At 44.0% G+C, this 24,306-nt stretch carries 21 protein-coding genes and 1 riboswitch; of the genes, 6 read left to right on the top strand and 15 right to left on the bottom strand.

What is annotated here, in order from left to right; all coding sequences use genetic code 11:
• The first annotated feature begins 9 nt into the window (after window positions 1–9).
• Window positions 10–2,289, top strand: a complete 2,280-nt coding sequence (gene bglX / locus FMM05_RS07560; RefSeq protein WP_143372737.1) for a beta-glucosidase BglX — start codon at window positions 10–12, stop codon at window positions 2,287–2,289.
• Window positions 2,290–2,795: 506 nt separating this feature from the next.
• Here bglX and FMM05_RS07555 read toward each other — a convergent pair.
• From FMM05_RS07555 to FMM05_RS07520, 8 genes are all read right to left on the bottom strand, one after another.
• Window positions 2,796–3,245 (bottom strand): response regulator, encoded by a 450-nt coding sequence (locus FMM05_RS07555; RefSeq protein ID WP_143372736.1) that lies wholly within the window; start codon window positions 3,243–3,245, stop codon window positions 2,796–2,798.
• A 638-nt stretch (window positions 3,246–3,883) separates the two neighbouring features.
• Window positions 3,884–4,531, bottom strand: coding sequence for a thiaminase II (gene tenA / locus FMM05_RS07550; RefSeq protein WP_143372735.1), 648 nt, complete (start codon window positions 4,529–4,531; stop codon window positions 3,884–3,886).
• Complete coding sequence (gene thiD / locus FMM05_RS07545) at window positions 4,518–5,354, bottom strand: bifunctional hydroxymethylpyrimidine kinase/phosphomethylpyrimidine kinase (protein WP_143372734.1); 837 nt, start codon at window positions 5,352–5,354, stop codon at window positions 4,518–4,520. Before thiD ends, tenA begins: the two co-directional genes overlap by 14 nt.
• Window positions 5,351–5,986: a thiamine phosphate synthase gene (thiE, locus tag FMM05_RS07540; protein ID WP_143372733.1), complete on the bottom strand. Its 636-nt coding sequence runs from the start codon at window positions 5,984–5,986 to the stop codon at window positions 5,351–5,353. The genes thiD and thiE overlap by 4 nt, the downstream gene beginning before the upstream one ends.
• Window positions 5,979–6,785: a hydroxyethylthiazole kinase gene (gene thiM / locus FMM05_RS07535; RefSeq protein WP_143372732.1), complete on the bottom strand. Its 807-nt coding sequence runs from the start codon at window positions 6,783–6,785 to the stop codon at window positions 5,979–5,981. The genes thiE and thiM overlap by 8 nt, the downstream gene beginning before the upstream one ends.
• A 70-nt stretch (window positions 6,786–6,855) precedes the next feature.
• A riboswitch (TPP riboswitch) is annotated at window positions 6,856–6,948 on the bottom strand.
• Window positions 6,949–7,244: 296 nt separating this feature from the next.
• Window positions 7,245–8,432, bottom strand: coding sequence for a retropepsin-like aspartic protease (locus FMM05_RS07530; protein ID WP_143372731.1), 1,188 nt, complete (start codon window positions 8,430–8,432; stop codon window positions 7,245–7,247).
• Between the two features lie 90 nt (window positions 8,433–8,522).
• Complete coding sequence (locus tag FMM05_RS07525; protein WP_143372730.1) at window positions 8,523–9,323, bottom strand: TIGR00266 family protein; 801 nt, start codon at window positions 9,321–9,323, stop codon at window positions 8,523–8,525.
• Between the two features lie 80 nt (window positions 9,324–9,403).
• Window positions 9,404–10,219, bottom strand: a complete 816-nt coding sequence (locus FMM05_RS07520; RefSeq protein WP_143372729.1) for a M15 family metallopeptidase — start codon at window positions 10,217–10,219, stop codon at window positions 9,404–9,406.
• 201 nt (window positions 10,220–10,420) lie between these two features.
• Here FMM05_RS07520 and FMM05_RS07515 point away from each other — a divergent pair, with 201 nt between their 5' ends.
• Window positions 10,421–10,741, top strand: coding sequence for a hypothetical protein (locus FMM05_RS07515; protein ID WP_143372728.1), 321 nt, complete (start codon window positions 10,421–10,423; stop codon window positions 10,739–10,741).
• 70 nt (window positions 10,742–10,811) lie between these two features.
• Here FMM05_RS07515 and FMM05_RS07510 read toward each other — a convergent pair whose 3' ends face one another.
• The 5 genes from FMM05_RS07510 to FMM05_RS07490 all read right to left on the bottom strand — a co-directional run bounded on the left by FMM05_RS07510 (window position 10,812) and on the right by FMM05_RS07490 (window position 13,625).
• On the bottom strand, window positions 10,812–11,063 hold the full coding sequence (locus tag FMM05_RS07510; RefSeq protein ID WP_143372727.1) for a hypothetical protein: 252 nt from the start codon (window positions 11,061–11,063) through the stop codon (window positions 10,812–10,814).
• A 161-nt stretch (window positions 11,064–11,224) separates the two neighbouring features.
• Window positions 11,225–11,569, bottom strand: coding sequence for a hypothetical protein (locus FMM05_RS07505; RefSeq protein WP_143372726.1), 345 nt, complete (start codon window positions 11,567–11,569; stop codon window positions 11,225–11,227).
• Window positions 11,570–11,866: 297 nt separating this feature from the next.
• Window positions 11,867–12,724 carry an SDR family oxidoreductase gene (locus FMM05_RS07500; protein ID WP_143372725.1) on the bottom strand — a complete coding sequence of 286 codons (858 nt, stop codon included), beginning with the start codon at window positions 12,722–12,724 and terminating at the stop codon, window positions 11,867–11,869.
• 16 nt (window positions 12,725–12,740) lie between these two features.
• On the bottom strand, window positions 12,741–13,271 hold the full coding sequence (locus tag FMM05_RS07495) for a YciE/YciF ferroxidase family protein (RefSeq protein WP_143372724.1): 531 nt from the start codon (window positions 13,269–13,271) through the stop codon (window positions 12,741–12,743).
• Between the two features lie 3 nt (window positions 13,272–13,274).
• Window positions 13,275–13,625: a hypothetical protein gene (locus tag FMM05_RS07490; protein WP_143372723.1), complete on the bottom strand. Its 351-nt coding sequence runs from the start codon at window positions 13,623–13,625 to the stop codon at window positions 13,275–13,277.
• A gap of 436 nt (window positions 13,626–14,061) precedes the next feature.
• On the opposite strand from FMM05_RS07490, the gene FMM05_RS07485 reads away from it, so the two are divergent.
• Window positions 14,062–14,904, top strand: coding sequence for a hypothetical protein (locus FMM05_RS07485; protein ID WP_143372722.1), 843 nt, complete (start codon window positions 14,062–14,064; stop codon window positions 14,902–14,904).
• Here the strand turns inward: FMM05_RS07485 and FMM05_RS07480 are convergent.
• The gene (locus FMM05_RS07480) at window positions 14,899–18,624 is read right to left on the bottom strand and encodes a metallophosphoesterase (protein ID WP_143372721.1); all 3,726 of its coding nucleotides are present in this window, start codon (window positions 18,622–18,624) and stop codon (window positions 14,899–14,901) included. The genes FMM05_RS07485 and FMM05_RS07480 overlap by 6 nt on opposite strands.
• A 26-nt stretch (window positions 18,625–18,650) precedes the next feature.
• Here FMM05_RS07480 and FMM05_RS07475 point away from each other — a divergent pair, with 26 nt between their 5' ends.
• Window positions 18,651–19,835 carry a Pycsar system effector family protein gene (locus tag FMM05_RS07475; RefSeq protein ID WP_143372720.1) on the top strand — a complete coding sequence of 395 codons (1,185 nt, stop codon included), beginning with the start codon at window positions 18,651–18,653 and terminating at the stop codon, window positions 19,833–19,835.
• A 68-nt stretch (window positions 19,836–19,903) separates the two neighbouring features.
• On the opposite strand, the gene FMM05_RS07470 is transcribed toward FMM05_RS07475, so the two are convergent.
• The gene (locus FMM05_RS07470; protein ID WP_185965528.1) at window positions 19,904–22,276 is read right to left on the bottom strand and encodes a GAF domain-containing protein; all 2,373 of its coding nucleotides are present in this window, start codon (window positions 22,274–22,276) and stop codon (window positions 19,904–19,906) included.
• Between the two features lie 134 nt (window positions 22,277–22,410).
• Here FMM05_RS07470 and FMM05_RS07465 point away from each other — a divergent pair, with 134 nt between their 5' ends.
• Window positions 22,411–23,304, top strand: coding sequence for a 1-aminocyclopropane-1-carboxylate deaminase/D-cysteine desulfhydrase (locus tag FMM05_RS07465; RefSeq protein WP_143372719.1), 894 nt, complete (start codon window positions 22,411–22,413; stop codon window positions 23,302–23,304).
• A 2-nt stretch (window positions 23,305–23,306) separates the two neighbouring features.
• Window positions 23,307–24,305, top strand: a complete 999-nt coding sequence (locus tag FMM05_RS07460; protein ID WP_143372718.1) for a glucosaminidase domain-containing protein — start codon at window positions 23,307–23,309, stop codon at window positions 24,303–24,305.
• The last annotated feature ends 1 nt before the right edge of the window (window position 24,306 follow it).

Here is a 24,306-nt window from a genome sequence, read left to right as displayed (position 1 = left end):
AAAACCCAAATGAAACATAAACCAATTTTAGTGGCGCTGGCGCTGTTTGCAATAGGCACGGCACAGGCCCAGAAAAAGAAAACTATGGACAAAAAACAGGATATCGAGCAGAAGATCACCACCTTAATGGCGAAGATGACCCTTGAAGAAAAGGTAGGCCAGATGAACCAGTATAACGGCTTTTGGGATGTTACGGGGCCGTCGCCTAAAGAGGGTAATGCCGCCTTAAAATATGAGCACCTGCGCAAAGGCTGGGTGGGTAGTATGCTTACCGTGAGAGGCGTAGACCAGGTGCGCGCCGTACAAAAAATAGCGGTGGAAGAAACCCGCCTGGGGATACCGCTTATTATTGGCTTTGATGTTATTCACGGATATAAAACGCTGGCACCTATTCCGTTAGCCGAGGCTGCAAGCTGGGATTTGGAGGCTATAAAGCACTCGGCGCAGGTAGCGGCAGATGAAGCATCGGCATCGGGCATTAACTGGACGTTCGGGCCTATGGTAGATATTTCAAGGGATGCCCGCTGGGGCCGCGTAATGGAGGGAGCGGGCGAAGACCCATATCTGGGGGCAAAAGTGGCTACAGCGCGCGTAAAAGGCTTCCAGGGCGATGATTTGTCGTTGCCCAATACCATCGCTGCCTGTGCCAAGCACTTTGCCGGTTATGGCTTTTCCGAGTCGGGCCGCGATTACAACACGGTAGATATCGGTAACGCTACGTTGTATAATACTGTGCTTCCGCCGTTTAAGGCCGCTAAAGATGCCGGTGTGCGCACGTTTATGAACTCTTTCAATATCCTGAATGGCGTTCCGGCAACAGGCAACAGCTTTTTGCAGCGCGACATCCTTAAAGGCAAATGGGGCTTTGATGGTTTTGTGATAACCGACTGGGCCTCAATCAGGGAGATGATTACCTGGGGCTTTGCTAAAGACGGTGCCGAGGCTTCTGAAAAGGCTGTAAAGGCAGGTGCGGATATGGATATGGAATCGTACCTATATGTAAACGAGCTTGTTAAGCTGGTTAACGAGGGCAAGGTAGATGTGGCCCTGATAGACGATTCGGTGCGACGTATCCTGAGGGTAAAATACGAGCTTGGCCTTTTTGACGACCCTTACCGCTATTGCGATGAAAAACGCGAAAAAGCAACTATAAACAGCAAGGCCAACCACGAGGCAGTGCTGGATGTTGCTAAGAAGTCTATAGTGCTGTTAAAGAACGATATGAGCCTGCTTCCGTTAAAGAAAACTGGCCAGAAAATAGCCCTGATCGGGGCGCTAGCCACCGATAAAAACAGTCCGTTGGGCAGTTGGAGGATAGCATCCGATGACAACACGGCAGTGTCGGTTTTAGAAGGGATGCAGCAGTATAAAGGCAACACGCTAACCTACGAAAAGGGCGCCGACCTGATAGTGGGCAAGGCAACTTTTTTAGATGAGGTGCAGCTAAATGTTACGGATAGGTCTGGTTTTGAGGCTGCTAAGAAAGCCGCCAAAGCTGCCGATGTGGTGGTAATGGTACTGGGTGAGCATGGCTTCCAGAGTGGGGAGGGCCGTAGCCGTACCAATATCGACCTGCCGGGGCTTCAGCAGGAGCTGTTAGAGGAAATTTACAAGGTAAATCCGCGTATCGTGCTGGTTCTCAATAATGGCCGACCGCTAACCATACCGTGGGCTGCAGAGCACATCCCGGCAATTGTAGAGGCCTGGCACCTGGGTAGCGAAACCGGACATGCTGTGGCTCAGATACTTTACGGCGATTACAACCCAAGCGGCAAACTGCCCATGAGCTTTCCTCGAAATGTGGGGCAGGTGCCCATCTATTACAACCAGCATAGCACCGGAAGGCCTGTAAATGCTGACAAAAACGTGTTTTGGTCGCATTACGGCGATGTAGAAAAAACCCCGCAATATGCTTTCGGCCACGGACTTAGCTATACCACCTTTAAATATGGAGCACCCAAGCTGGATAAAAAGGTATATGCCAAAGGCGAACCGGTTAAAGTAAGTGTAGATGTCAGTAATACAGGTAGTTATGATGGTAAAGAAGTTGTGCAGCTGTACATTCAGGATGTTTCGGCAAGCCTCTCAAGGCCTGTTAAAGAGCTGAAAGGCTTTGAGTTAGTGTCATTTAAAAAAGGCGAAACAAAAACCGTCACATTTATGCTAACCAATTATGAATTAGGTTTTTACGATAATAACGGTAACTATTTGGTAGAGCCGGGAACCTTCAAGGTTTTTGTAGGTACCGCAAGCAATAATGTTCAGGAAACCGAATTCGAATTAAAGTAAATAAAATACTACAATTTTGTAATTAAAAGCATCAGTGTAAACTGATGCTTTTTTGCTTTAATATTTCACTTTTGGAATAATGTGCGGTTGTAAAAAGGCTTAATATTTCACTTTCGGATTCTGAAATCACTTTTTTACGAATTTTTATAATGCTGAATTTCAATAATTTAATTTTTATGTTTCACTTTTGGTATTTCTAAAACTACCCAAAAGCGTATTTTTAGCTAAAAACGGAAATAGTGGTGTGAAATATCAAAAATCAAAATGCAGGTAAAATTTACTGCAAGAACCACTTCAGTACTGCACCTAAAAACCTGTTGTAACTTTGCACCGGGAAAGTAGTAAATGGGTGCAGCGTTTGGAGTTGTGAGTTTAGAATGCGAAATAAGTAGTTTGTAATTTGATAGTTGTTTTTTGGAATTTGTTTACATAAAAAATTATTGTAGGATGTATAGCATAAAAAAACCGGCTAATGCCGGTTCAATTTATAAAATATTTTAAGATGGTTATCCGTCATAGCCAACCCTGTTGGCAATCTTGGCAACCTTCCAGTAGCGGATAATATCCGACATTAAAACCTGGTATTCGGAATAGTCATTCGGCTTGGTAAAGTAACCCTGTATCGATAGGCCATACGCTTTTTTCATCAGGTCTACATTATCGCCCGATGTAGTTAAAAATATGTACGGAATGCACTTGTCGTTCAGGTCCTGGTCTTCAAAAATTTGCTGCCTTAGCTGAAAACCGTCCATACCCGGCATATTAATATCCGAAATTATTAAAAAAGGCGAATCCTGCGCTTCCTTTAAAAAGTCGATAACCCTGCCACTATCGGCAATCGTCACGATCTTGTTGTGGTAACCATTATTCTTTAATACTTCCTCAATTATTTCAACAAGAAATTCCCTGTCGTCGTAATCGTCCTCAATTATAATTATATCTCCGTTTAAATTCATGTAGTAGTAGAAATTTTTTACAAAAATACAAATTAAGTTGGTTTCATAATTTCATTTTAAAACCATAATGTTATGAGATTAAATGTAGTTTAATCCTTGCAGGTGTGTACAGTAGCTTTAATTTTTGATATTTCGCTTATTAATTTCTAACCCAATAAAATAGTAAATAACGCACAGCCCGGCATAAAACAACAGGCGTATTAAGTAAACCAAGTACGATGTAGGCGTTGGGACGTGATATTACATTTGACCATAAGAAGGTGCACCGGGCTACATGTAAGATCGCCACACTCCGTTGCACTGCGTTCGCGATGACTGTTGCGGGTATGGAACGTAAAACTCATTCTTCACGCAATGTCATCGCGAGAAGGCACGACGAAGCGATCTCACTCGCATCACAGTAACTATATTGTTGATATCCTGGGTAAGATCGCCACACTCCGTTGCACTGCGTTCGCGATGACTGTTGTGGGTATGGAACGCGTAAAACTCATTCTTCACGCAACATCATCGCGAGAAGGCACAACGAAGCGATCTCACTCGTATCGCAGTAATTATATTGTTGATCCCTTAAGTGAGATTGTTACATCTGACTACCGTAAGGCAGTCTGCGTTAGTGCTGACAGGCATTCAAAACACTACCACCGCTCCAGCCTGTAAGCACTATCCCAAAAGGCAAACTCCAGGCGGCTTGCCGTTACAAAAGCCTCCGTCATTTTTTGGCGTTGCTGGGGCGAGGCATCCGCCGCGGCGGCATCGCATAGGGAAATGGCTTTTTGTACTATTATACCAAATTCTTCACCGGCGTAGGTGTCTATCCATCCCTGGTACGGGTTGGCACCCTTAACCTGGTGTTGTAAAATATGGTCGCCCACCTCTTTATAGATCCAAAAACAGGGCAGTACGGCCGCCATAGCCACAGCAACATCGGCAGCATAAGCGGTACTTTGCATAAAATGCACATAGTGGTGGCAGGTGGGCGATAGCGGTGCCCTTTCAATTACATTGTATTCGGCAAAATATGAGTCGTGCAGCGCGCGCTCTACAATAATGGCACCCTCGGCAAAGCGGATGAAATCCAGCATGGTATTCACATCGGGCACCTTAGCTGCAATTACGGCAAGGGTGCGCGCAAAATATTCCAGGTAATGGGCATCCTGTTGCAGGTAGTATTTAAAGGCTTCAATGTTCAGTGTACCGTCGGCCAGTTCTTTGATAAAAGGCATTGCGATAATGTTGTGGTATATAGGCAGGGCTTCCTGCCATGCAAGCTTACTCCAGCTCATGTTTTTTAAGGGTTTGCGGGTTATAAAAATGGTTTAGCGGGCCGTGGCCTTTGCCGGTAATTACGTCGGCACCGTGTAGAATTGCCCCGTGCACATAGTCCTGCGCTTTTTGTACAGCCTGTGGCAAAGCATCTCCTAAAGCAAGGCAGGCAGCAATGGCCGACGACAAGGTGCAGCCCGACCCATGCATGTTCTTTGTCGCAATTTTTTGAGAGGTATATTCGGTTACCCGATGGCTTTGGGAAGTGAACAGCAGCGAGGTTAATTGTTCCGATGGTAAATGCCCGCCTTTTACCAATACTGCATTGGTATCCAGGCCGAGTATTGTTTTACCGGCAGCCTGCATATCGGCCACCGATGTTACGGGGGTGCCTGCCAGCAGCGCCGCCTCATCCATATTTGGAGTGATAACGGTAGCCAGCGGAAATAGTTTTTGGATAATTGCGGCAACAGTTTCATTTTCTATAAGACGGTCGCCGCTGGTGGCTATCATAACCGGGTCTAACACCACGGGAATGTTGGGGAATTGCAGCAGGCAGTCGGCAATTACACCGGCTAACTGTGGCGTGTGTACCATGCCTATTTTTATGGCAAGTGGGGTAATGTCCTGCAAAAGCGTTTCCAGTTGTTCGGCTACAAAATGGGGCGGTATGCTGTGTATACCCGTTACGCCAAGGGTATTTTGGGCGGTAAGGGCGGTAATAACGCTCATGCCGTAGCAGCCCAGGGCCGAAAATGTTTTTAGGTCGGCCTGGATGCCCGCACCGCCACTGGGGTCAGATCCTGCAATGGTAAGCACGGCAGGGTAGGTATAGTGTTTCATAATGCTTTTTCTATTTGATTGCGAATCGCTTCGGCGGCTTTCGCCGGATCATCGGCACTGCAAATGGCCGAAACCACCGCAAGGCAATCGGCACCGGCGCGGATAACGTCGCGGGCGTTATGGGCGTTCATATTCCCAATGGCAACCAATGGTTTAGAGGTAAGTGCCCGTATGTTAAGGATGCCTTCAAGGCCCCATTCGGTAACCGTGTCGGTCTTGGTCAGTGTACTAAAAACCGGGCTGATGCCAAGGTAATCGCTGTGCTGAATTTCGGGACTATATAACTGCTCTAAATATTCTATAGAGTAGCCCACTGTGCCGCACTCCGGCCACAGCTGCCTAATTTTAGAGGGGGGAGTGTCGCTGTTGCCAACGTGTATTCCCGCTGCGCCGCTGGCTTGTGCAACTGCTATAGTATCGTTAATTATAAGCGGAACGTTATAACCGTCCAGCATTTCTTTTAGCCGGAGGGCTGAAGTTGTAAAGTCGGGTGTGTTAAGGTGCTTTTCGCGAAGCTGTACCACATCTACGCCGCCTTTTATAGCCTGTTCGGTAACCCAAATAATGTCGCGCCCAAGGCAGGCATCTTCGCTAACCACTAAATACAGCCGGTAAGGAAAATGGTTATCCATTAATTTCTTCCAGCTTTAAGTGGTGGTAAAACTCTTCCTGCGTAAGGTTGTACAGCTTATCCAGCAGGTTCACCTGAAGGCTTCCCGGCCCCGCCGACTGCCTTTGGGCAATTTCGCCTGCAATACTCAGCAATGCCATGGCGGCGGCAGTAGCAATAAAAGGGTCAGACGGATTATTGCCCACAAAAGCGCCAATTAATGCGGATGCCGTGCAACCCAATCCCGTAACCTGCTGCATGAGCGGGTGCCCATTTTTTAGGTGAATTTGACTGTTGTCGTTTACAATAACATCTACCGCGCCCGATACACACACTACACTGCCCGTAGTTTGATTAAGCCATTGTGCGGCGGCAATGGCTTCGGTGCTTTGGTGTACGCTGTCAACCCCTTTGGTTTTAGAGAGGCTAACATTAGCCAGCGCCATAATTTCGGAGGCATTGCCGCGAATAACCGTTGGCTTAAAAACAAGTAATTGCGCGGCTGTAGCGTTACGGAAGTTTGTAGCACCAACCCCAACAGGGTCCAGCACCCACGGTTTGTTTATCTGGCTAGCCTTTGCAGCGGCCTGCACCATGCTTTCTACCCAATACTCATCAAGTGTACCAATGTTAATAACGGTGGCACTGCAAATGGCAACCATATCGGTAACTTCAGGGTGGGCGTGTGCCATAATAGGCGATGCACCGGCGGCAAGCAGGGCATTGGCGGTGTTATTCATTACCACATAATTGGTAATGTTATGTACAAGGGGCGAATTTTTCTTTACAAACTGGATGGATTCCCAAAGAGACTCTTTCATATTTTTAAGGTGTTAAGTAAAATATGGCTATAGAGTCTCCCAAAAAAAACAGGAAGATTTTGAAACAGTGTAGTAATGCTACGCTTTTCCCTACGACAGTATAAACTGTGTCAGGTTCAAAGGGACTCTCTCAATTCTTTTCAGAATACCCCTAAAGCCAAAGTTCAAAGATAAGGATTGTTCTTTTGTCTTGAAACAAAAGAACCAAAAATTCAAGGCTCTAACTTCTTATGCTACAAAATAGAAGTCTCGGCTAAATCATTTGAACTCGCTGCGCTCAAACAGCAAATGATTTTTAACGCCTCCACTTCTATTTTGCTTAACGCAACGAAGTTTAAGGCCTTAGCTTCACTCAAATATGCTTACTCAAACTTAGTATAGGGGGGGAGAGCAATCGTGGTTTCCCCTCTTTTGGAGGGGTGCCCGCAGGGTGGGGTGGTTTTATTAGACAAAAGAATATTACTCCTTGCTAACCTGCAACGTCCTAACCTCGCCCGTCTCAGCATCTTTAATAACCAGTGCAACATTATCGGCGACTGCTTTAAAGTCGGATAACAATTTTTGGCAAACATCCATTCCGTTAAAATTAAGGTTGCCAAAGCTTAGTATCTCATCACCGGCATCAATTTTACCGGCAAGGGCAGCGTCCCAAACAATACCAATTATTATTTTATCATCTTTAACTACGGGTTTAAACGGCCATGACTTTTCGGCTAAGTCTACCGATTTTTTATCGCCAAAAGGCTCAAAGTAAAACCTGCCGTTAAGGTAATCCAGCGTAATATTGCCGTGCTTTAATAATTCGATACCCACGCGAGAGCGCAGGTCGGATGTGGTAGTGGCGGTAATGTTTTTAAAGCCGAACTTACCAATGGCAAGCTCGGGTAGTTTAACCTGATATTGCAGCTCTGATTTTGAGTTGCCGTAAAGCCCAAGGGTGTAAAATCCGGTAGCTTGTGCCAGCGTTTTAAATAAGTCGTATTGCTGGGCATTTTTATATACTGCCGTAGAAAGGTCGTAAAAGCCGGACATCCCCGTGTCTATCAGCACTGTTTCATCGGCATCCATCTTATCGGTAAGAAGGCTGATGCTTACAAGCGGGCTGGCCTGCCCCGGCTCAACAAACATTTTAACCGAATTTTTGCGTGATAACTTCAGGCTTTTCGGGCTGTCGGTTATGATAATGGTTTTATTGCCCGGTAAAATTTGCACTATCGAGTTGCGCAATACATTACTGCCTATAAAGCCGTCTATATTAAGGCATTCTAAAGGCCCCAGTTTATCAACAACCAGGGTAGGCACGCCATTAAAGGTAACGGTACCTATTTTTATATTATTCAGGTTTACCACTGCAAGGCTGTCTGACGCACCGTTAGCATCCTGAATTTGTAATTTATTTACCGATGTAATGCCCAGCTCCTTTGCCACCTTTGCCGTGATTGCCATAGGTGCGCCGGTATCAAACAAAAAATTATAGGTTTTGTTGTTAATAGATGCCTGTACGATCATCTTGTCCCGCTTAAAAGTATAGGGTACTGTGGTAAGGTAATTTTTTTGTGCAGGCTGGCCCTGGGCAAGGCCTTTATATTCCTGTGCGAAAAGTGTGCTTATGCCAAGCACGGTAATAAGGGTAAAAAGTAATTTCATAAGCAGTTGGTTAGTGTTGGGAAAGTTATCAAATTATGAGCCAAAAAAAAAGGGCCAAAGCCCTTTTTACTGTCGTATGTTTTTAATTGCTTAAAACCTGTTATCGCCATCAAGCAAATTGCCCAGGCCGCCCAGTATGCTGCCTTCGCCGCGCTGTTGCCCGCCTCCCTGTGGCGCCGCTGCATATATCCTGCCGGCAAGCCTGCTAAACGGCAACGATTGTATAAATACAACTCCCGGCCCGCGCAGTGTGGCATAAAACAGCCCTTCGCCGCCAAAAACCGTATTTTTAATACCGCCTATAAACTCAATATCATAATCTACCTCTTTGGTAAAGCCCACAATACAGCCGGTATCTACCTTAAGCACTTCGCCGGCTGCCAACTCTTTGCGCGCCAGTGTACCGCCTGCGTGTACAAACGCCATACCGTCGCCTTCCAGCTTTTGCATAATAAAGCCTTCGCCGCCAAAAAGCCCACGGCCTAATTTTTTAGAAAATTCTATACCCACGGTAACTCCTTTGGCTGCGCATAAAAAAGCATCCTTCTGGCAGATGAAACGCCCGCCCACCTCGGTAAGGTCTATAGGTATTATTTTGCCGGGATAAGGCGATGCAAAGCTAACCTTACGCTTGTCTTTATATTGATTAAGGAAAACCGTCATAAACAGGCTCTCACCGGTTAGCAAACGCTTGCCTGCGCTAAAAAGCTTGCCCATAATGCCTTCGTTCTGGTTACCGCCATCGCCAAAAATGGTTTCCATCTGTATGCCGTTTTCCATCATCATAAAAGTACCTGCTTCGGCTACAACGGCCTCCTGCGGATCCAGTTCTATCTCTACATACTGCATTTCTTCGCCAAAAATCCGGTAATCTATTTCGTGTGCTGTCATTGTAATTGTTGATTTTTTAGATTGATTAACTAATTAGAATGCAGTAGCCGATTTTTGTTACAGGCAATCATCAAATAAAATCAGGAAACCAGCTTAGCCGCCTGCACATGCATCCAGTCATAATTGCGGTCGCGGCCCAGGCTAACCCAGCCTTCTTCTTCCCAAAACTCCCACCACTTATTATATTCGGGGCGGGCAAAAGTTGCTTTGTCGCGGCCCCAGTTCAATTGGTTGTTTATAGGGTCAAAATCAATGGCAATACCCCATGAGTGCGTACTAAGCGATGTACCGCCGCGCATGATGCGGTAGTTAAAGCATCCGCCAAAATAATCCAGCCGCAGGCGTTTAATTTCGGCAAGGCCATAATGCTGCAATGTTTTGGTAAGCACACGTATAAGGCTGTCCTTTACTTTTTTGTGGCAGGTAATCTTAGTTACTTTTTTAGAGGTATCCCACGCTATAACCAACGGGTAGGGCACGGCTACCGATACCAGGTTTGCATTGCCTGTCTCTTTAGCCACGCCATAAAACGCATTTAGCGCACTTTGGCTTTGTACCGGCCAGTTGTTGGGGTTAACGGGCGTACGGTCTTCCGGCCGCCAGGGTTCGGGTTCCTGTCCGTAAAGCAGTTTATACCGCAGCTGGTCATAAGCGCTTTGGGTTTGCGTACCCCAAAGCCCATCAATAGGGCCGGGCACAAAACCCTCCTGTTTGGCAAAAAGCTGTACGGCGCCCACTATCTTTTTTTCCAGCGTCCAGGTTTTAGGGAGTTCCGATGCCTTATTAAGCGCGGCTTTTGTTTTGTCTCCTATAATGCCATCTGCGGTGCCGGCACCAAGATTTTTTAAATTTAGCCAGCGCTGCGCCAGCATAATTATCTGCGGTGTTAAATCCATAATATACAAGGTGTTATATGTAAATTTAACGATTTTTTATATTCAAAATGCAGTAGTGTTAAAATATATTAGAATAATTTTTTAACAGATGGTAGTTAAAACTTGAATATTTTTAACAGCTTTTGGCTTAGTCTTAGGATAACAACAACATACAAGCCTGTTTTAGTGGGGTATCTTTGAAATAACAAAAAAGCAAAGATCATGAAAAAGATTATTTTATCGCTAGCGGCTCTATTTACAATAGGCGTAGCCTCTGCCCAGAGTTACATAAAACAACCGGACCCAACTACTTACAATGTTGTAGAGTACAAAGCCACTAAAAAAGCGGCTCCTGCAACAGAAGTGAAAACTGAAACTGAAACTACAACGACTACTCCAGCTACAACTACAAAGGCAACCGCTGCTAAAAAACAGGAGCGCGCCCGTGTAGACGAATTTACAAGCGATGTGCCACAGGTTGCTAACGACCCGAAAGCAGTTATTGCTAACGATAAAAAAGTTGCTACGGCCGATAAGAAATAGTTATCCGTGCTACTAAAAAACAAAGCCCTCTTATGCAAATAAGAGGGCTTTGTTTTTTAGAGTAAAGTTGTTACAATCCATACCTGCCTGGTTGGTTATCGGTACGGGTTATGTAGCGCCCATCGGTAACGGGAGTCCTGTGATTAAGGTGGCTTTCATGGTGGTGGTGGCCATCTCTTCTAACATGTTTAGGAAAACTTGCCAATTCGTTTGGGTTAACGATTGCAGGGTCTTCATAAGGCATAATACCATTGTAATATGCTAACTGTACTGCTACGCCCTGATCTGCCTGATCCTGGCGGAAATTAAGATCGGTTGCCATAAGTGGATGATTTTATTAGTATAAAGTTACGTAATTTTTGTTAAATTATCAATATAACTGCCTAAAAATCAATATATCGTAATAGCTGTAGTGTTTACAGGTGTTTCGGGCAATAAAAAAAGAGCCACATAGGCTCTTTACAATATTTATGGCTTAAAATTCTACATAAAACCGTCGCGGTTGGGGTTATTATCAGTACTGATAATATTCCTGCCTTCCCTTACGGGCGATCTTTTAGTATTAATTAAATGCGTTTCGTTCTCATTATCAATGTCCTGCTGGCTCACGATCTCGGCCGGCTTAGGAAACGATGCCAGTTCTTCCGGGTTGGTAACAGCCGGGTCTTCATACGGCAGGTCAAACGGAGTTAAGTCAAGGTCACCCTGAACCCTCCTGTTTTCATTATGTGCCCTGTTAATATCCTCGGCAGGCCTTACAACACTGTTAGTGTTATTGGTATTTGGCCTTATGATATTGTCATTGTGGTCGTTCTGATTATTTTCCATGATTTCTAAATTTTATTAATTAATATTATTTGTGTATTGAGATATTATACTTTAGTATTGAGAATTTCCTCTGTTTGATTTATAATTTTAAACTTTTCCTTGTTTGAAATTTGTAATTTGGAGCTTGGAATTTTTCCTCATTTTGAATTTCTCCTTGTTTGAGATTTGTAATTTGGAACTTGGAATTTTTCCTCATTTGGAATTTCTTCTTGTTTGAGATTTGCAATTTGTAATTTAGAATTTTGCCTGTTGCCTGTTCTTTCTGTAAACTGAAAACTGTCAACCGTTAACTAAAAATTATCCCCCCGTCATTTCCCCGCCGTTTACATGCAGTACCTGCCCGGTAATGTATGATGCATCTTCGCTGGCAAGGAACACATAAGCAGGGCCTACTTCGCTGGGTTGGCCGGGGCGTTTCATTGGGGTGTCCTGCCCAAATTTAGCCACATCCTGTGGTCGGAAACTTGCCGGTATAAGCGGTGTCCATATTGGGCCCGGCGCCACACCGTTTACACGGATGCCTTTTTCGGCCAGCATGGCTGAGGTAGAACGCGTAAAAGACACGATTGCCCCTTTGGTGCTGCTGTAATCTATAAGGTGCTCGCTGCCCCTGTATGCCGTTACCGATGTGGTATTAATAATGCTGTCGCCTTTTTTTAAATGGTTAAGAGCCTCGCGCGTAATATAAAAAAACGGCAGTATGTTAGTCTCAAACGTTTCGCGAACCTGGCTGCCGGTAATATCCTTAAATTCAGTTTGCGGAAACTGTACCGCGGCGTTGTTAACCACAATGTTTAGTCCGCCCAGCTCGTTCACAGTTTGGACTACCGCATCTTTACAGAAGCCTTCGTCCTTTAGGTCGCCGCTTATCAGCAGGCATTTTTGGCCTTCTTTTTCTACAAGGGCTTTGGTGGCTTCGGCATCTTTATGTTCATCTAAATACACAATGGCTACACTGGCGCCCTCGCGGGCAAAGTGTACAGCTGCGCTTCGGCCTATACCGCTGTCGCCACCTGTAATAAGGGCTATTTTACCTTTAAGTTTGTCGCTGCCCTTGTAACCGGGGCGTATAACCTCCGGCTCAGGGTGCATTTTATATTCGTCACCCGGCTGATCGTTCTGTTTTTGTGCAGGCAATTCAGTTGGTTTAGACATAATTCTTCTTTTTAATTTATATTTCTTTATCGGCGGCTTCAATATTAATATGCGACTCCGCAATGGCCGACATCAGCAAATCGGCGCCTTTCTCTTCTTCAAGCGTCTGCTCAAGCAACACAACAACATCCTCTTCGCGCAGTGCCAGGGCGTATGCCCTCATGGTGCCGTAGCAGGCAATCTCGTAATGCTTTATTTTTTGCAGTACCGCTATAAGGCCCGCATCGCGCACAACGCCCTGCATGGAGTTATCAATAAAGCTTTCAGCTTCTTTTATAAGGCAGCTTACGGCTTCATAAGGCAACTCTTCGGCAGGAATGCCAATCGACTCAAATATCCGCTCCAGCCTTACAATATGGTGGTTGGTCTCGTCCAAATGGTTTTCCAGCAATGCCACGAGGTCTTTGCTTGATGCCTCTGCAACTACATCGGCAAGCATATCGGCCATAATGCCTTCAGCCCAATACAATTCCTTAAGCTGTTTTTCAAACAGGCCTCTCAGTTCGCGCGCTTCGCTATATTCTTCTTTTACGGTGTTTGCAAGCATAACCTATTCTTTTGTAGGCTTTGCACTTGTAGCACTCGTAGGTGTAGGCGTGGTAGCATTAGCACTGTTTGTTTTTGGCTTATCCGGGTTAGTAGTTGGGGCAGCAGCCGTATCTGCGCCTGCCGGCACAGCAGGTTCGGCTGTACTATAATCGTTTTTATTTCGGCTGGATGGGAACTGGTTCGTTTGGTTTTCGTGTTCATTTCCCTGTATGGCCGGGTTAAACACCTTACCTATTTTTGCTTCCTCGCGGGCCTCCAGCTCTTTGCGCTCATCTTTTTCGTTACACGCAATAAGCAGGGCAGGGATAAGGATACCAAAAAATGCAGCTTTTAAATACGATGTCTTTTTCATGTTTGCGGTTTTATATTATAAAGTTACCAATAGGTTGCGGCAATCCGTTTACAATTAACGCATGATTAACAGCATGTTCTATATGCAGATTGTCCTGTAAAAAGTGTATTTTAACGTTTTTTTAGCATTTCGCATTGTTTTTATTTAAAACATAACTATGTTTGTTTTAATAAATGATTGTTAGTGCAGTTTAATACACCGTTAATCAGTACGCGGGCACATAAACATATATACTTAATCAGTATGGCATAACACTTTTTTAGTACTTTGATTTTTTTAGTAGTGGAGAACCATCGGGATTACCGATGGTTTTTTTTGATGCATGTTGGTAGTTTGCTCCAATAAGAAGCATAAAGTAACGTTATAATCTTAAATACAATATAAAGTTTAGCGTTGCTGTTACTTTGTGTAGTAATTTTACAAAAAATACCTACAAATGAAATTCAGTTATTTATTACCTGCTACCATACTCTTACTTTCATGCTCATCTTCTGAGCCCACAAAACTTAAAGAAATTGCCTCACTTAGCCTGAAAGAAGTCTCAGGCATGGAATACATTAACGGCGAACTATGGGCGTTAGAAGACAGCGGCAACGACAATAAAATCTATAAAATTGCCGATGATGGCAGCGTAGCAAAAGAAGTAACCATTACCAATGCCACCAATACCGACTGGGAAGATATGGCTGCCGATAAAGAGGGTAACATTTACATAGGCGATTTTGGAAATAACAATAACGACCGTAAGGATCTTGCTATTTATAAGCTGGCTGCCGGTAATTTAGGTACCGCTGCAGATAAAATTACATTTTATTACTCGGAACAAAAGGCGTTTCCTCCTAAAAAGTCAGAATGGATTTATGATGTAGAATCGTTTTTTGTGCAGAACGGTAACTTTTACCTGTTTACAAAAAACCGCAGCAAAGGTTTTGACGGCACCGTGAGCGTTTACCGTGTACCCAACAAAGCGGGCAATCATGCGGCTAAACTTTTAGGCACAATAAAAACCTGTGGTGACTACCACACCTGCGCACTTACAAGCGCCGATATTAGTCCCGACGGCACTAAAGTTGTTTTGCTTAGTGGTGATAAAATTTGGCTGCTTACTAACTTTGGTACTGATAATTTTGCAGGTTGCGATATGAAGCAACTCAACCTTAACCATTACTCTCAAAAAGAGGCTATTTGTTTTAAAGACAATGATAACCTTTATATTGCCGATGAAAAAGATGGTAAGGAGGGTAAGAAACTGTACAGTATAAAACTATCCGAATTATAGTCCAAACGATACCCCAAAGGCAATACGCCCCCTCTCATCCGATCCTTTAAAGTAGGTTACCCTTGCGGTTAAGGCTTCCACAGCGCTTAGCCACAGGCCACCACCTACACTTTGATGCCACTTATCGCTTGATTCGCCATCCAGCCAAATGCGGCCGTAATCGTAGCCGCCCAGTATACCATACGTCATGGGTAAAAAGCTGTTTTTTACCTTGCCCAGTGTATATCTCAGGTCGTTACTGTGATACGCCGACTGCCTGCCGGTAAAGCGCTCGCGCCTGTACCCGCGCAAATCGGTATCGCCACCCAGGGTTGCCCCCTGGTAAAACTCGTAGTTGTTGTTAAAGATCATTTTTACCTTAACGGTAGATGAAAACACAAGCGACTCATCAGGCACCAGTTTGTGTACAAAATTGATACCCGTTTCCATGTGGGCAAAATTGCGCTTAATTTCATCAAGGCTGGTTTTCCAGCCCAATGACAGGTGAAAAGCCATGCCTAATGCCGGCAATGATGCATTATCATAATTAGAAAAACTGTACAAACCCTGTACGCCGCCGTACTGCCTGTGCTCAAACAGTCGGGCAGGTATAGCCCCTGGCTCATTTACTAAACGGTTATTGGTGCCATCTACCTCAATAGTTTCAAACGGGGCCTTAAATTCTAAAAAGCTGCCGTTCCTGCTTTCGCTAAAAAACGACGGGCTAATGCTAAAAAGTTGCAGCTTTACGCGGTTGTAGTTCATGCCCAGGTCTTTATCAAAGTTTGGTGTGGTGTTGCCCAACCCAAAATAATTAATACTAAAGTTAGGGCTGGTATAGCGCGCATCTAAAGCAAAGTTCCAGCGGCTGGCCACATTCATAAACGTGCCGCGGTAGGCAAAGTCAAAACCTTCGGTTGCGGTATAGCCGTTTACCTTAAGGCTGTGTTTTTGCGAAAACGGCCTGCGGTTAAAATTGTTAACGGTATAGTTTACAAGTACACCCACTTTAAGTCCGTCATCGGGGTTACCCCCTATAGACGGGTATCCTGCAACAACATTATACGCCGGTTTTTCGGGATAGTAGCTGTTGGTTTCGTAATCATCGGTAAGTTTAAGGCTTGCTTTACCGGGATTGTTATAAGTATTCTCCTTGCTTTTAAAATCGTATATTTTTACTTTTTTACCCTCTTCAATAGCGTAGGTGTCGTTATTTTGCCCGCCAATAAGGCGAACCATAATGGCTTTATCAGCCTTGCCTTTTACTTCAAAAACATCATCGTCATCAAGGCCGTAAATCCATATCTCCTTGGTTTTTTTACGGTTGTATATTTGCGATTGTACCAGTGTTTCTTCACCCTTTTTAACGCGGTACACCTTAACTTCGGTATCACCCTTAGGCAGGCGGGTTATTTCAAAGCGCTCTTTTTTATCGGTACCAACTATCAATACGGTTCGTAATAGCACTTTCCTGTAATCTAAGGCAAACTCCTCCAGTTTGGCACGCCTTGCCTTCATTTTAGCTTTAATATCTTCTGATGTTTCATCCTGAACTTCCGGCGGCAGGGCGGCAAATGCCTTATCTATGGCTTCATCGGTAAGGGCTTCCCGTAATGCTTTAGCTTCTTCCAGCCATACGTTTTCGCCCGATTTGGTTATCAGGGCAAGGTCCTGTGGGTAGGGCTCACGGTTAAGCCATTTTATATTGCGTTCATCGGCCCTGTACGTGTGCATGTGGCGCAGGGCGGGAATGTTCATTAATATAGAAAGCAAAGCCCCATCGTACTTAGGGAATGCCTGGTCGCGGTCGCGGGGGATAGGGCGGTACACCACACTGTCTTTTTCTTTGTAGCGTGCCCAGCGCCATTGGTCGCCGTGTCGGTCCCAGTCGCCTATAAGCATATCAAACAACCGCACTTTAATATAAGCGCGTTCATCCATCTTGTATTTAGCATCCTTGCGCAGGTTTTCATACACATCATCGGTGCCGTCTATACCGTCAGGTTTACCAAAGCTTGCCATATCTTTAAACTCGTCTATAGGGCGCTCTTCTACCATATAAAGTTCATCGCCAAAACGTTCGTTACCCTCTTTAAGCGGGTTTTGTTTTGGTATGTAAAACAACTCAGGGTTGGTGTGGTAAATGCCGGCGGTTTCCTCAAGATCGTCTATAATAAACGGGGTGTAGGGGTGGGTTGTGGTATAAAAATCAAGCAGGAAGCTTTCGGCAAAGGTGTTCTCAAATTCGTTGCCCACATAGCGCTCCTTAAAAGCTACTGCCTGTAAAAAACGCGTGGCACTCTTTTTAAGGCCGCGCATAACATATTCCTTACCGTCTTTATCTGCTATCCTGAGTGAGTTACTTTGGTGACCGCCACCGGCACGGCCGGGAATAAGCCCGCCATACAGCGTATCTATAGTAATGTTAGGCACAGTAACAGGCCTGCTGTATATGTTGCTGTAATGGGTACCGAAGAAAAACCGGTAAACGGCACTCTTTTTAGTCATTTCCGGCGTGTAGACTGATGTGGTTGTGGTAGCAGGGAAACTCTCAGGATACTGGTTAATAACCGGCGGAATCTTTTGCAGCATCATTTTTTCAAATAGCTTTTCTTCCTTGCCGTTTTTGGTGCTATAGTAAGTCACTTTTGCAAGCCCGTCCTTATACACATCCAACGTGGCATAGCCGTTGCCGCCGTAACTAAAATCCTGTGGGTTTGCGGCACGTGCTGCCTCTTCTTTAGAGCCCGACCCGCTAATAATTTGGTGGATGTTATCTTTAAACAGGTATTGCAGGTTATGGTCGTGGCCCGATACTACCACTACGTTGGTTTTATCCTGTATAAGGGTTTTAATGCGGTTGCTTAAAGTTTTGTACACACGGCTCTGAATGTCCTGCGTACTGTAACCCGATGCCTTGCGTGCCAGGTTGATAAGCGAACCTATAACCGGCATGGGTATCTTATATTTTAATGGGTAAAACTGTTTTTTAAAAGAGAACTCGCCGCCGTGGGTACCATTGCTCATAAGCGGATGGTGCAGGGCAAGTATTACCGTTTTGTCCTGGTTTTTGTTCAGCAGGCTTTCCAGTTCCACGAACATGGCATCGCGGGTCTTAATTTTACAGTCGTCGTTTATGGTAGGGTAGTTGTCCCAGTCTTCAATAAACCACTGGCTGTCTATGGTAATAAGGGTAATATTATCGGTAATCTCAAGATCATCAATACCACAGCCTTTGCGGGGTAAAAAAGCATCTTTATCGTTTAGCCTTTCAATGGTAAGTTTTGCTTCTTCCTGCAATCCTTTATATCCGTGGTACCAGTCGTGGTTACCGGGAATCATATAGGTTTTGCCCTTAAAGTCTTTAGCAATGTCAAGCTGGCTGTATAATGATGCTTCCGATGCTTCGCGGGTTTTATGGCCTTTTTCGGGCATGCCAAGCGGGTAAATATTATCGCCAAGGTACAGCAGGGTTGCATTTTTGCCTTCAGCAGCCATTTTTTGTTTTACTATGGCAAGCAGCTGCTGCGAGTTGGGGTGTGTGGCATAACCTGCATCGCCCACAAGAAAGAACCGGTGTTCAAAAGCGCCGGGTATAAGGCTGTCCGGCACGGGTGCAATGGCTTCTTTGCCATACTGCGCGTGGTGGGTTGCACAGGAGCATAAAACGGATAAAATTAAGAGGAATAAGAAAGGTTTAATATTTCTTACAGAACTATAGTTTACCCAAAAGAATTTCATAAATTGGTGGTGTTAATTCTTAGCCCATGAATTTTGTTGAAAATGCCGAAAGCTATGCCTTTCATTTGTTCAAAGATAAGTTATCTCCTGATTATATATACCATAATTTTAACCATACTTTGCGTGTGGTTAACAACGCTGCAATTATAGCTAAAGAAGAAGGTATAAGCGAGGAAGAGACCGAAATGGTTGTGCTTGCTGCATGGTTTCATGACCTGGGGTATATTGATGGGCCCGAGAAGCATGAAAAACGTAGTGCCCAGATGGCCGAAGAGCACCTGCTTAAAAAGGGCTACCCGGCAGATAAGGCCGCTACTGTGGCAAAGCTTATACGCATTACAGAAATGGGTGTGGAACCCGAAACCCAGCTTGAAAAAATTATTAAAGATGCCGACTGCTCGCATTTTGCCGATGATAATTATGCGTTGCTTTCTGAACTTTTAAGGGAAGAATGGAAATTAACCCAGCAAAGGATATTTACCGACTTAGAGTGGGCTAAAGGCAACCGCAAGATGCTCCTGATGCACCACCGCTTTTTTACCGAGTATGGTAAAGAAAAGCTTCAACCCCTAAAAGAAGCCAATATTGCAGCATTGCAGGGTGTGATAAATGACCTTGAAGAAGGCAAGAAAAAAGTACCTAAAGACAAGCTGAATAAAAAGAAACTTGAAAAGCTGGACAGGCCAGATCGTGGTATTGATACCATGTTTAGGGTTACGCTTAACAACCATACCCGCCTGAGCGAAATAGCCGACAGTAAGGCCAACATACTGCTATCGGTTAATGCGATCATTATTTCTATTGCCTTGGGTAGTATCATACCAAAGCTTGATGCGCCTGCTAATGCCCACCTTATAATGCCTACCTTTATAATGATGGCATTTAGCACAACCTGTATTGTGTTTGCTATATTGTCTACAAGGCCTAAGGTTACCACGGGTACGTTTACCCGTAAGGATATAGAGGAGCGCAAGGTTAACCTGCTGTTTTTTGGTAATTTTTATAAAATGCCTTTAGAAGAATACGAGTGGGCAATTAACGATATGATGAAGGAAAGGGATTACCTGTATAACGCCCTTATAAGAGACCTTTACTATCTTGGTAAAGTGCTCAACCGCAAATACAACCTGCTGCGTATAACCTATAACATTTTTATGTTAGGCATACTGGTATCGGTAGCGGCATTTGTTATTGCTTTCAGGATGCGTTAATCCCTAAACATTATAAAAACAAGAACGGCAGCCATTTGGCTGCCGTTCTTGTTATAGAAATCATGTCTTTACTTAGACGATAATTCTTTTAAAAGGTCTTCGTAGCTGTAACTGCCTATTGCGTTATCGGCATTATTGTAGGCTACCTCTACGCGTAAGGCTTTTAATCCGGTTACACCTTGCAGATCTTCTACATCAAAACTTTCTATCAGGTTGCCCAACATGTTTTGGTGCTGTAAGAACTGTATGTACCGCCTGTATTCTACCTCTTCTTTCTTTTGGGTATACACAATGGTTATCTTACCTTTTTGGGTAATACGCTCTTTAGTACCTTTAATATTCGATTTGTCGATACGTTTTTTAACCACTTCATAACGTGCGTTATACGTGCCATCTACATCAAAGCGTTTTTCATCCATACGGAAACGTATCGATATAGGCGAGCTGAATACCAGTATAAGCGATGTAACATCAAGCTCATACGGTAACGATGGTTTTAGCTTATAGTAGGCGTTCTCCATTTCGCACATAGCCTGTAACTGCCACAACCTAAGGTTGTTTAGGTAAATAGGGCTGTAGGTATGCTTAGGCGATATAGATGCCCCAATATACAGGTTGTGCTCTACACCATCGGTTTTAAAGCGCTCGTAATAATGCGGAAAGAACTTTTGGGCCTCGGTTTGCTTTTCATCCAGGATTATGGCCATCTGTTTGTTAATGATAGAAAGGGTGTCGTCAAAATCCTTACGGTTTTCGTACACCATTTTTACCTTATTATCCAGCGAGCTAAAGTATTCGGCAATTTTATCGTGTATAACACTATTAGCCGTGTCAAAATGCTGTATAACGGGATGTACCTCGTTTATAATGTAATTTTGTACTGTCGCTTCGGTATCAGCTTTTAATTCTTTTGTAAGCTCTTCAGATATGCCTTCCAGCTCATAAATATGTTGCTCTATAAGCGGCAGTTTGTCCTGTTTAAATATAAACCTGAAAAGAGTAAGCAGTTTTTGTATCTGGGTACCAAGGTCTTTCTCGGTACTCTCGTTACGCGCCGTGCTCGATCCTTTTACGTCTATCTGCCCATAAAGCGGGTATACTTCCTTAAATACGATCTCTTTAAAATTCTCGCGGTTATTACGCTTATTAACGTGGGTAAGCGCTTCTTCCCTAAACTTCCAGTACACGCTGTGGTGTATGGCAGTGTATTCTTTCTGGATAATAGCATCCACCTCATTTTGAAGCTCAGAGTAATACCTTTCGAGCGTATCGGTTAAAAATGGCAGTATGTAGGTTAGCTTGTTCGCATTAATGCTGTTAAGCTCTTTTGCCCGGGATGATACCAACTCTATAAACCCATATAATTTGTCGTTTTTTATGATGGGTGCAAGAATAATGCTTTTAATGTTTTGCTGGCGCAGATGCTGCACCAAATCACATTCTTCGGGGTTCTTTAACTCGTATGTATCAACATCCGATATGATGAGGTATTTGCGCTGTTCTAATAAGCTGTCAAGGGTGTTGCTGCAAAACATGGTATTGCAGTTAATTTCTTTTTTATCGGCCAACAGGTGGCTTTTAATGCCTTCAAAAGGTGCGAGCTTAAATAAGTTATCATCGGTGCTTACTTCCGTAAAGCCAATTCGCAGGTCGGGTATTTTATAGATCGACCTGAATATCGCTTCAAAATTACTAACATTTACCTCGGCAAAATCATCGCTTACCAGCAGGTTGCTTTTAAGGCTCGATATCGCACTTTCGGTAGTGGCATCAAATAACGACACAATGGCAAAACCTTTAGATATCCAGCTTTCTTCAGGAAATTTTTCTTTCCAAAGCTCAAGATCATCAAAGTTATCCATCAGTAATTTAACATCCTCATCGGTAATATCAACAACTTTATCTGTGGGGATAAATTCCATAAAGTCGCCGTTATACATAATGCGGTAATGTTTCATAACACCATCGGCATCGGGTATATCATAAAACAACGGCTGGCTAAAATCAAAATGATAGCCGTAGTAGCTGTTTAATATGAGACAGCCGCAAAAAACGTAAAACTGGTGCTCATCAAAATTACGGATGGATATATTAAAATCCTGTCCGGCATCGGTAAGTATTTTTTTAAAGCGTTCCGAATGGTTAAAAGTAATGTTGAAAAAAGGTATAGTTGCTGCCTTAATTTCGTTGTTAGTTAGCGCGGTCGGGAAAAGGTCGGCTAAGAGGTTTTTAATCAGTTTTTCGTGCTTGTCCAGTAAGGAAAGATCGGTAATACCGTCACGTAACTCAGGAAAGGGGGCCGTATGGCGTAGCAGTGCCTTGGCGTAATCAGATCTATAATCTACGTCAGATTCTGCAATTTCCTCCAGTGTTTCCAGCACCTTATGAAAGGAGACCTTTGCGATAAGCGGACTGCTGTAATGTTCATCTTCAATTTTCATCACCTTGCAAATAAGGCTACAAAGATAATTAAATTTTAAATTAGAAATCTTAATCTATAACAAGATATAGCAGGTGCAGGCTTTTTTATAACAATACCATTGCAGCTGCGGGTAATTTATGTTTATTTTGCATTATGAACCAGCCCTTGCAACTTTTATTGCCTGATAATATTACCATTACCGTAAAGCGGGAAGATTTGCTGCACCCGCACATATCGGGCAATAAGTTTAGGAAGCTAAAGTACAATATCCTGCAGGCTAAAGCCGAAGGTAAGGCATCTTTGCTCACTTTTGGTGGGGCATTCAGCAACCATATTGCAGCAACCGCGGCGGCGGGCAAAGAGTATAGTTTTAAAACCATTGGCATTATACGTGGCGAAGAGCTTGCCGGTAAAATAAATGACAACCCTACACTAAGCTTTGCGCAGCAATGCGGCATGCAGCTGCATTTTATACCCCGTGAAGCCTATCGCAATAAAACCGACGTTAATTTTATAGATAGGCTTAAAGCACAATTTGGCGACTTTTACCTGTTGCCGGAAGGCGGCACTAATACACTGGCCGTTAAGGGCTGCGAAGAGATTTTAGATGAAACAGATGCCGGTTTTACCCACATTTGCTGTGCCGTGGGTACAGGTGGCACTATTGCGGGTATAATAAATTCGGCATTGGGGCATCAAAAAGTTATGGGTTTTCCTGCCCTTAAAGGTGCGGGTTTATTAAATGATATTTGTAAATTTGCCCCACATGGCAACTGGCAACTGGTAGAAGACTACCATTTTGGAGGCTATGGCAAGGTAACCGAAGAATTGATAACGTTTATGAACGATTTCTTTGTTAAAACTGCCATACTGTTAGACCCGGTTTATACGGCAAAGCTGTTTTTTGGCGTTATAGATAAGGTTAATAAAGGCCATTTTGCTGCAAATTCAAAGATATTGCTCATACATACCGGCGGGCTTCAGGGCAATGCAGGTATGAACAAAGAGCTGCTAAGAAAAAAACTACCCCTAATAAAAACGAGATAGATATGTTTAAAAAAATTTTAGCTTTTGTATTACTTAGTGTTATAATGGCAAGCTGTACATCTAAAAAACACTACATACAAACCACTAAAAACGGCACGGCAAAAACCAGCCGTAAAAAGAAATCTACCCCTGTAAAAACTAAAACCGCAACTGCCGGTACAACTAAAAAGAATGACGACCGCCAGGTTGAGGTACTGGAAAGTACCTCTAAAACGGTAGTGTACTCAGAACTGGTAAAACAATATGTGATGGATTATAAAGGTATAGCACAGCAAAACATGAAAAACCACGGTGTACCCGCCAGTATTACATTGGCTCAGGGTATATTAGAGAGTGGGGCAGGGCAGGGCACGCTTTGTGTTAGCGCTAACAACCACTTTGGGATTAAATGCCATACCGACTGGACAGGCGATAAAGTATACCATGATGATGACTCAGAACAGGAATGTTTCAGGAAATATGCAAAGGCATCAGAATCGTTTAATGATCACTCATTGTTCCTAACCACAAGAGGGCGTTATGCTTCACTTTTTGAATTGGATAAAGACGATTACAAAGCATGGGCCAAAGGGCTTCGTGCAGCCGGTTATGCAACCGATCCTAAATATCCGGATAAACTGGTTGGCCTTATAGAGCGTTATGACCTGGCGCAATATGATGCCGAAGTTTTAGGCAAAGATTTTACGCCTACGGTTAAGCCGGTAACAACTACCACAACGCCACAAGCTGTGGTTGTAGCGCCTGCAACCCCTAAACCGGTTGCTAATACTACGCAAACTGCGGTTACTCCAGCTCCGGTAGCCACAACGCCATCGGTAGCACAGGCAACAAGTGCAACAGAGAATACCGTTGGCGCAACCGATGGCTCTCACACTGTAGTTAAAGGCGATACACTGTACTCAATTTCTAAAAAACACAATACCACCGTAGATGCGCTTATACAATTAAACGGGCTTGCAGGCAACGCAATTTCTATAGGCCAGGTACTTAAAGTAAAATAAT

It is taken from the genome of Flavobacterium zepuense (assembly GCF_007097145.1).
GTDB lineage: Bacteria > Bacteroidota > Bacteroidia > Flavobacteriales > Flavobacteriaceae > Flavobacterium > Flavobacterium zepuense.
This window is presented reverse-complemented; position numbering and strand designations above follow the sequence as displayed.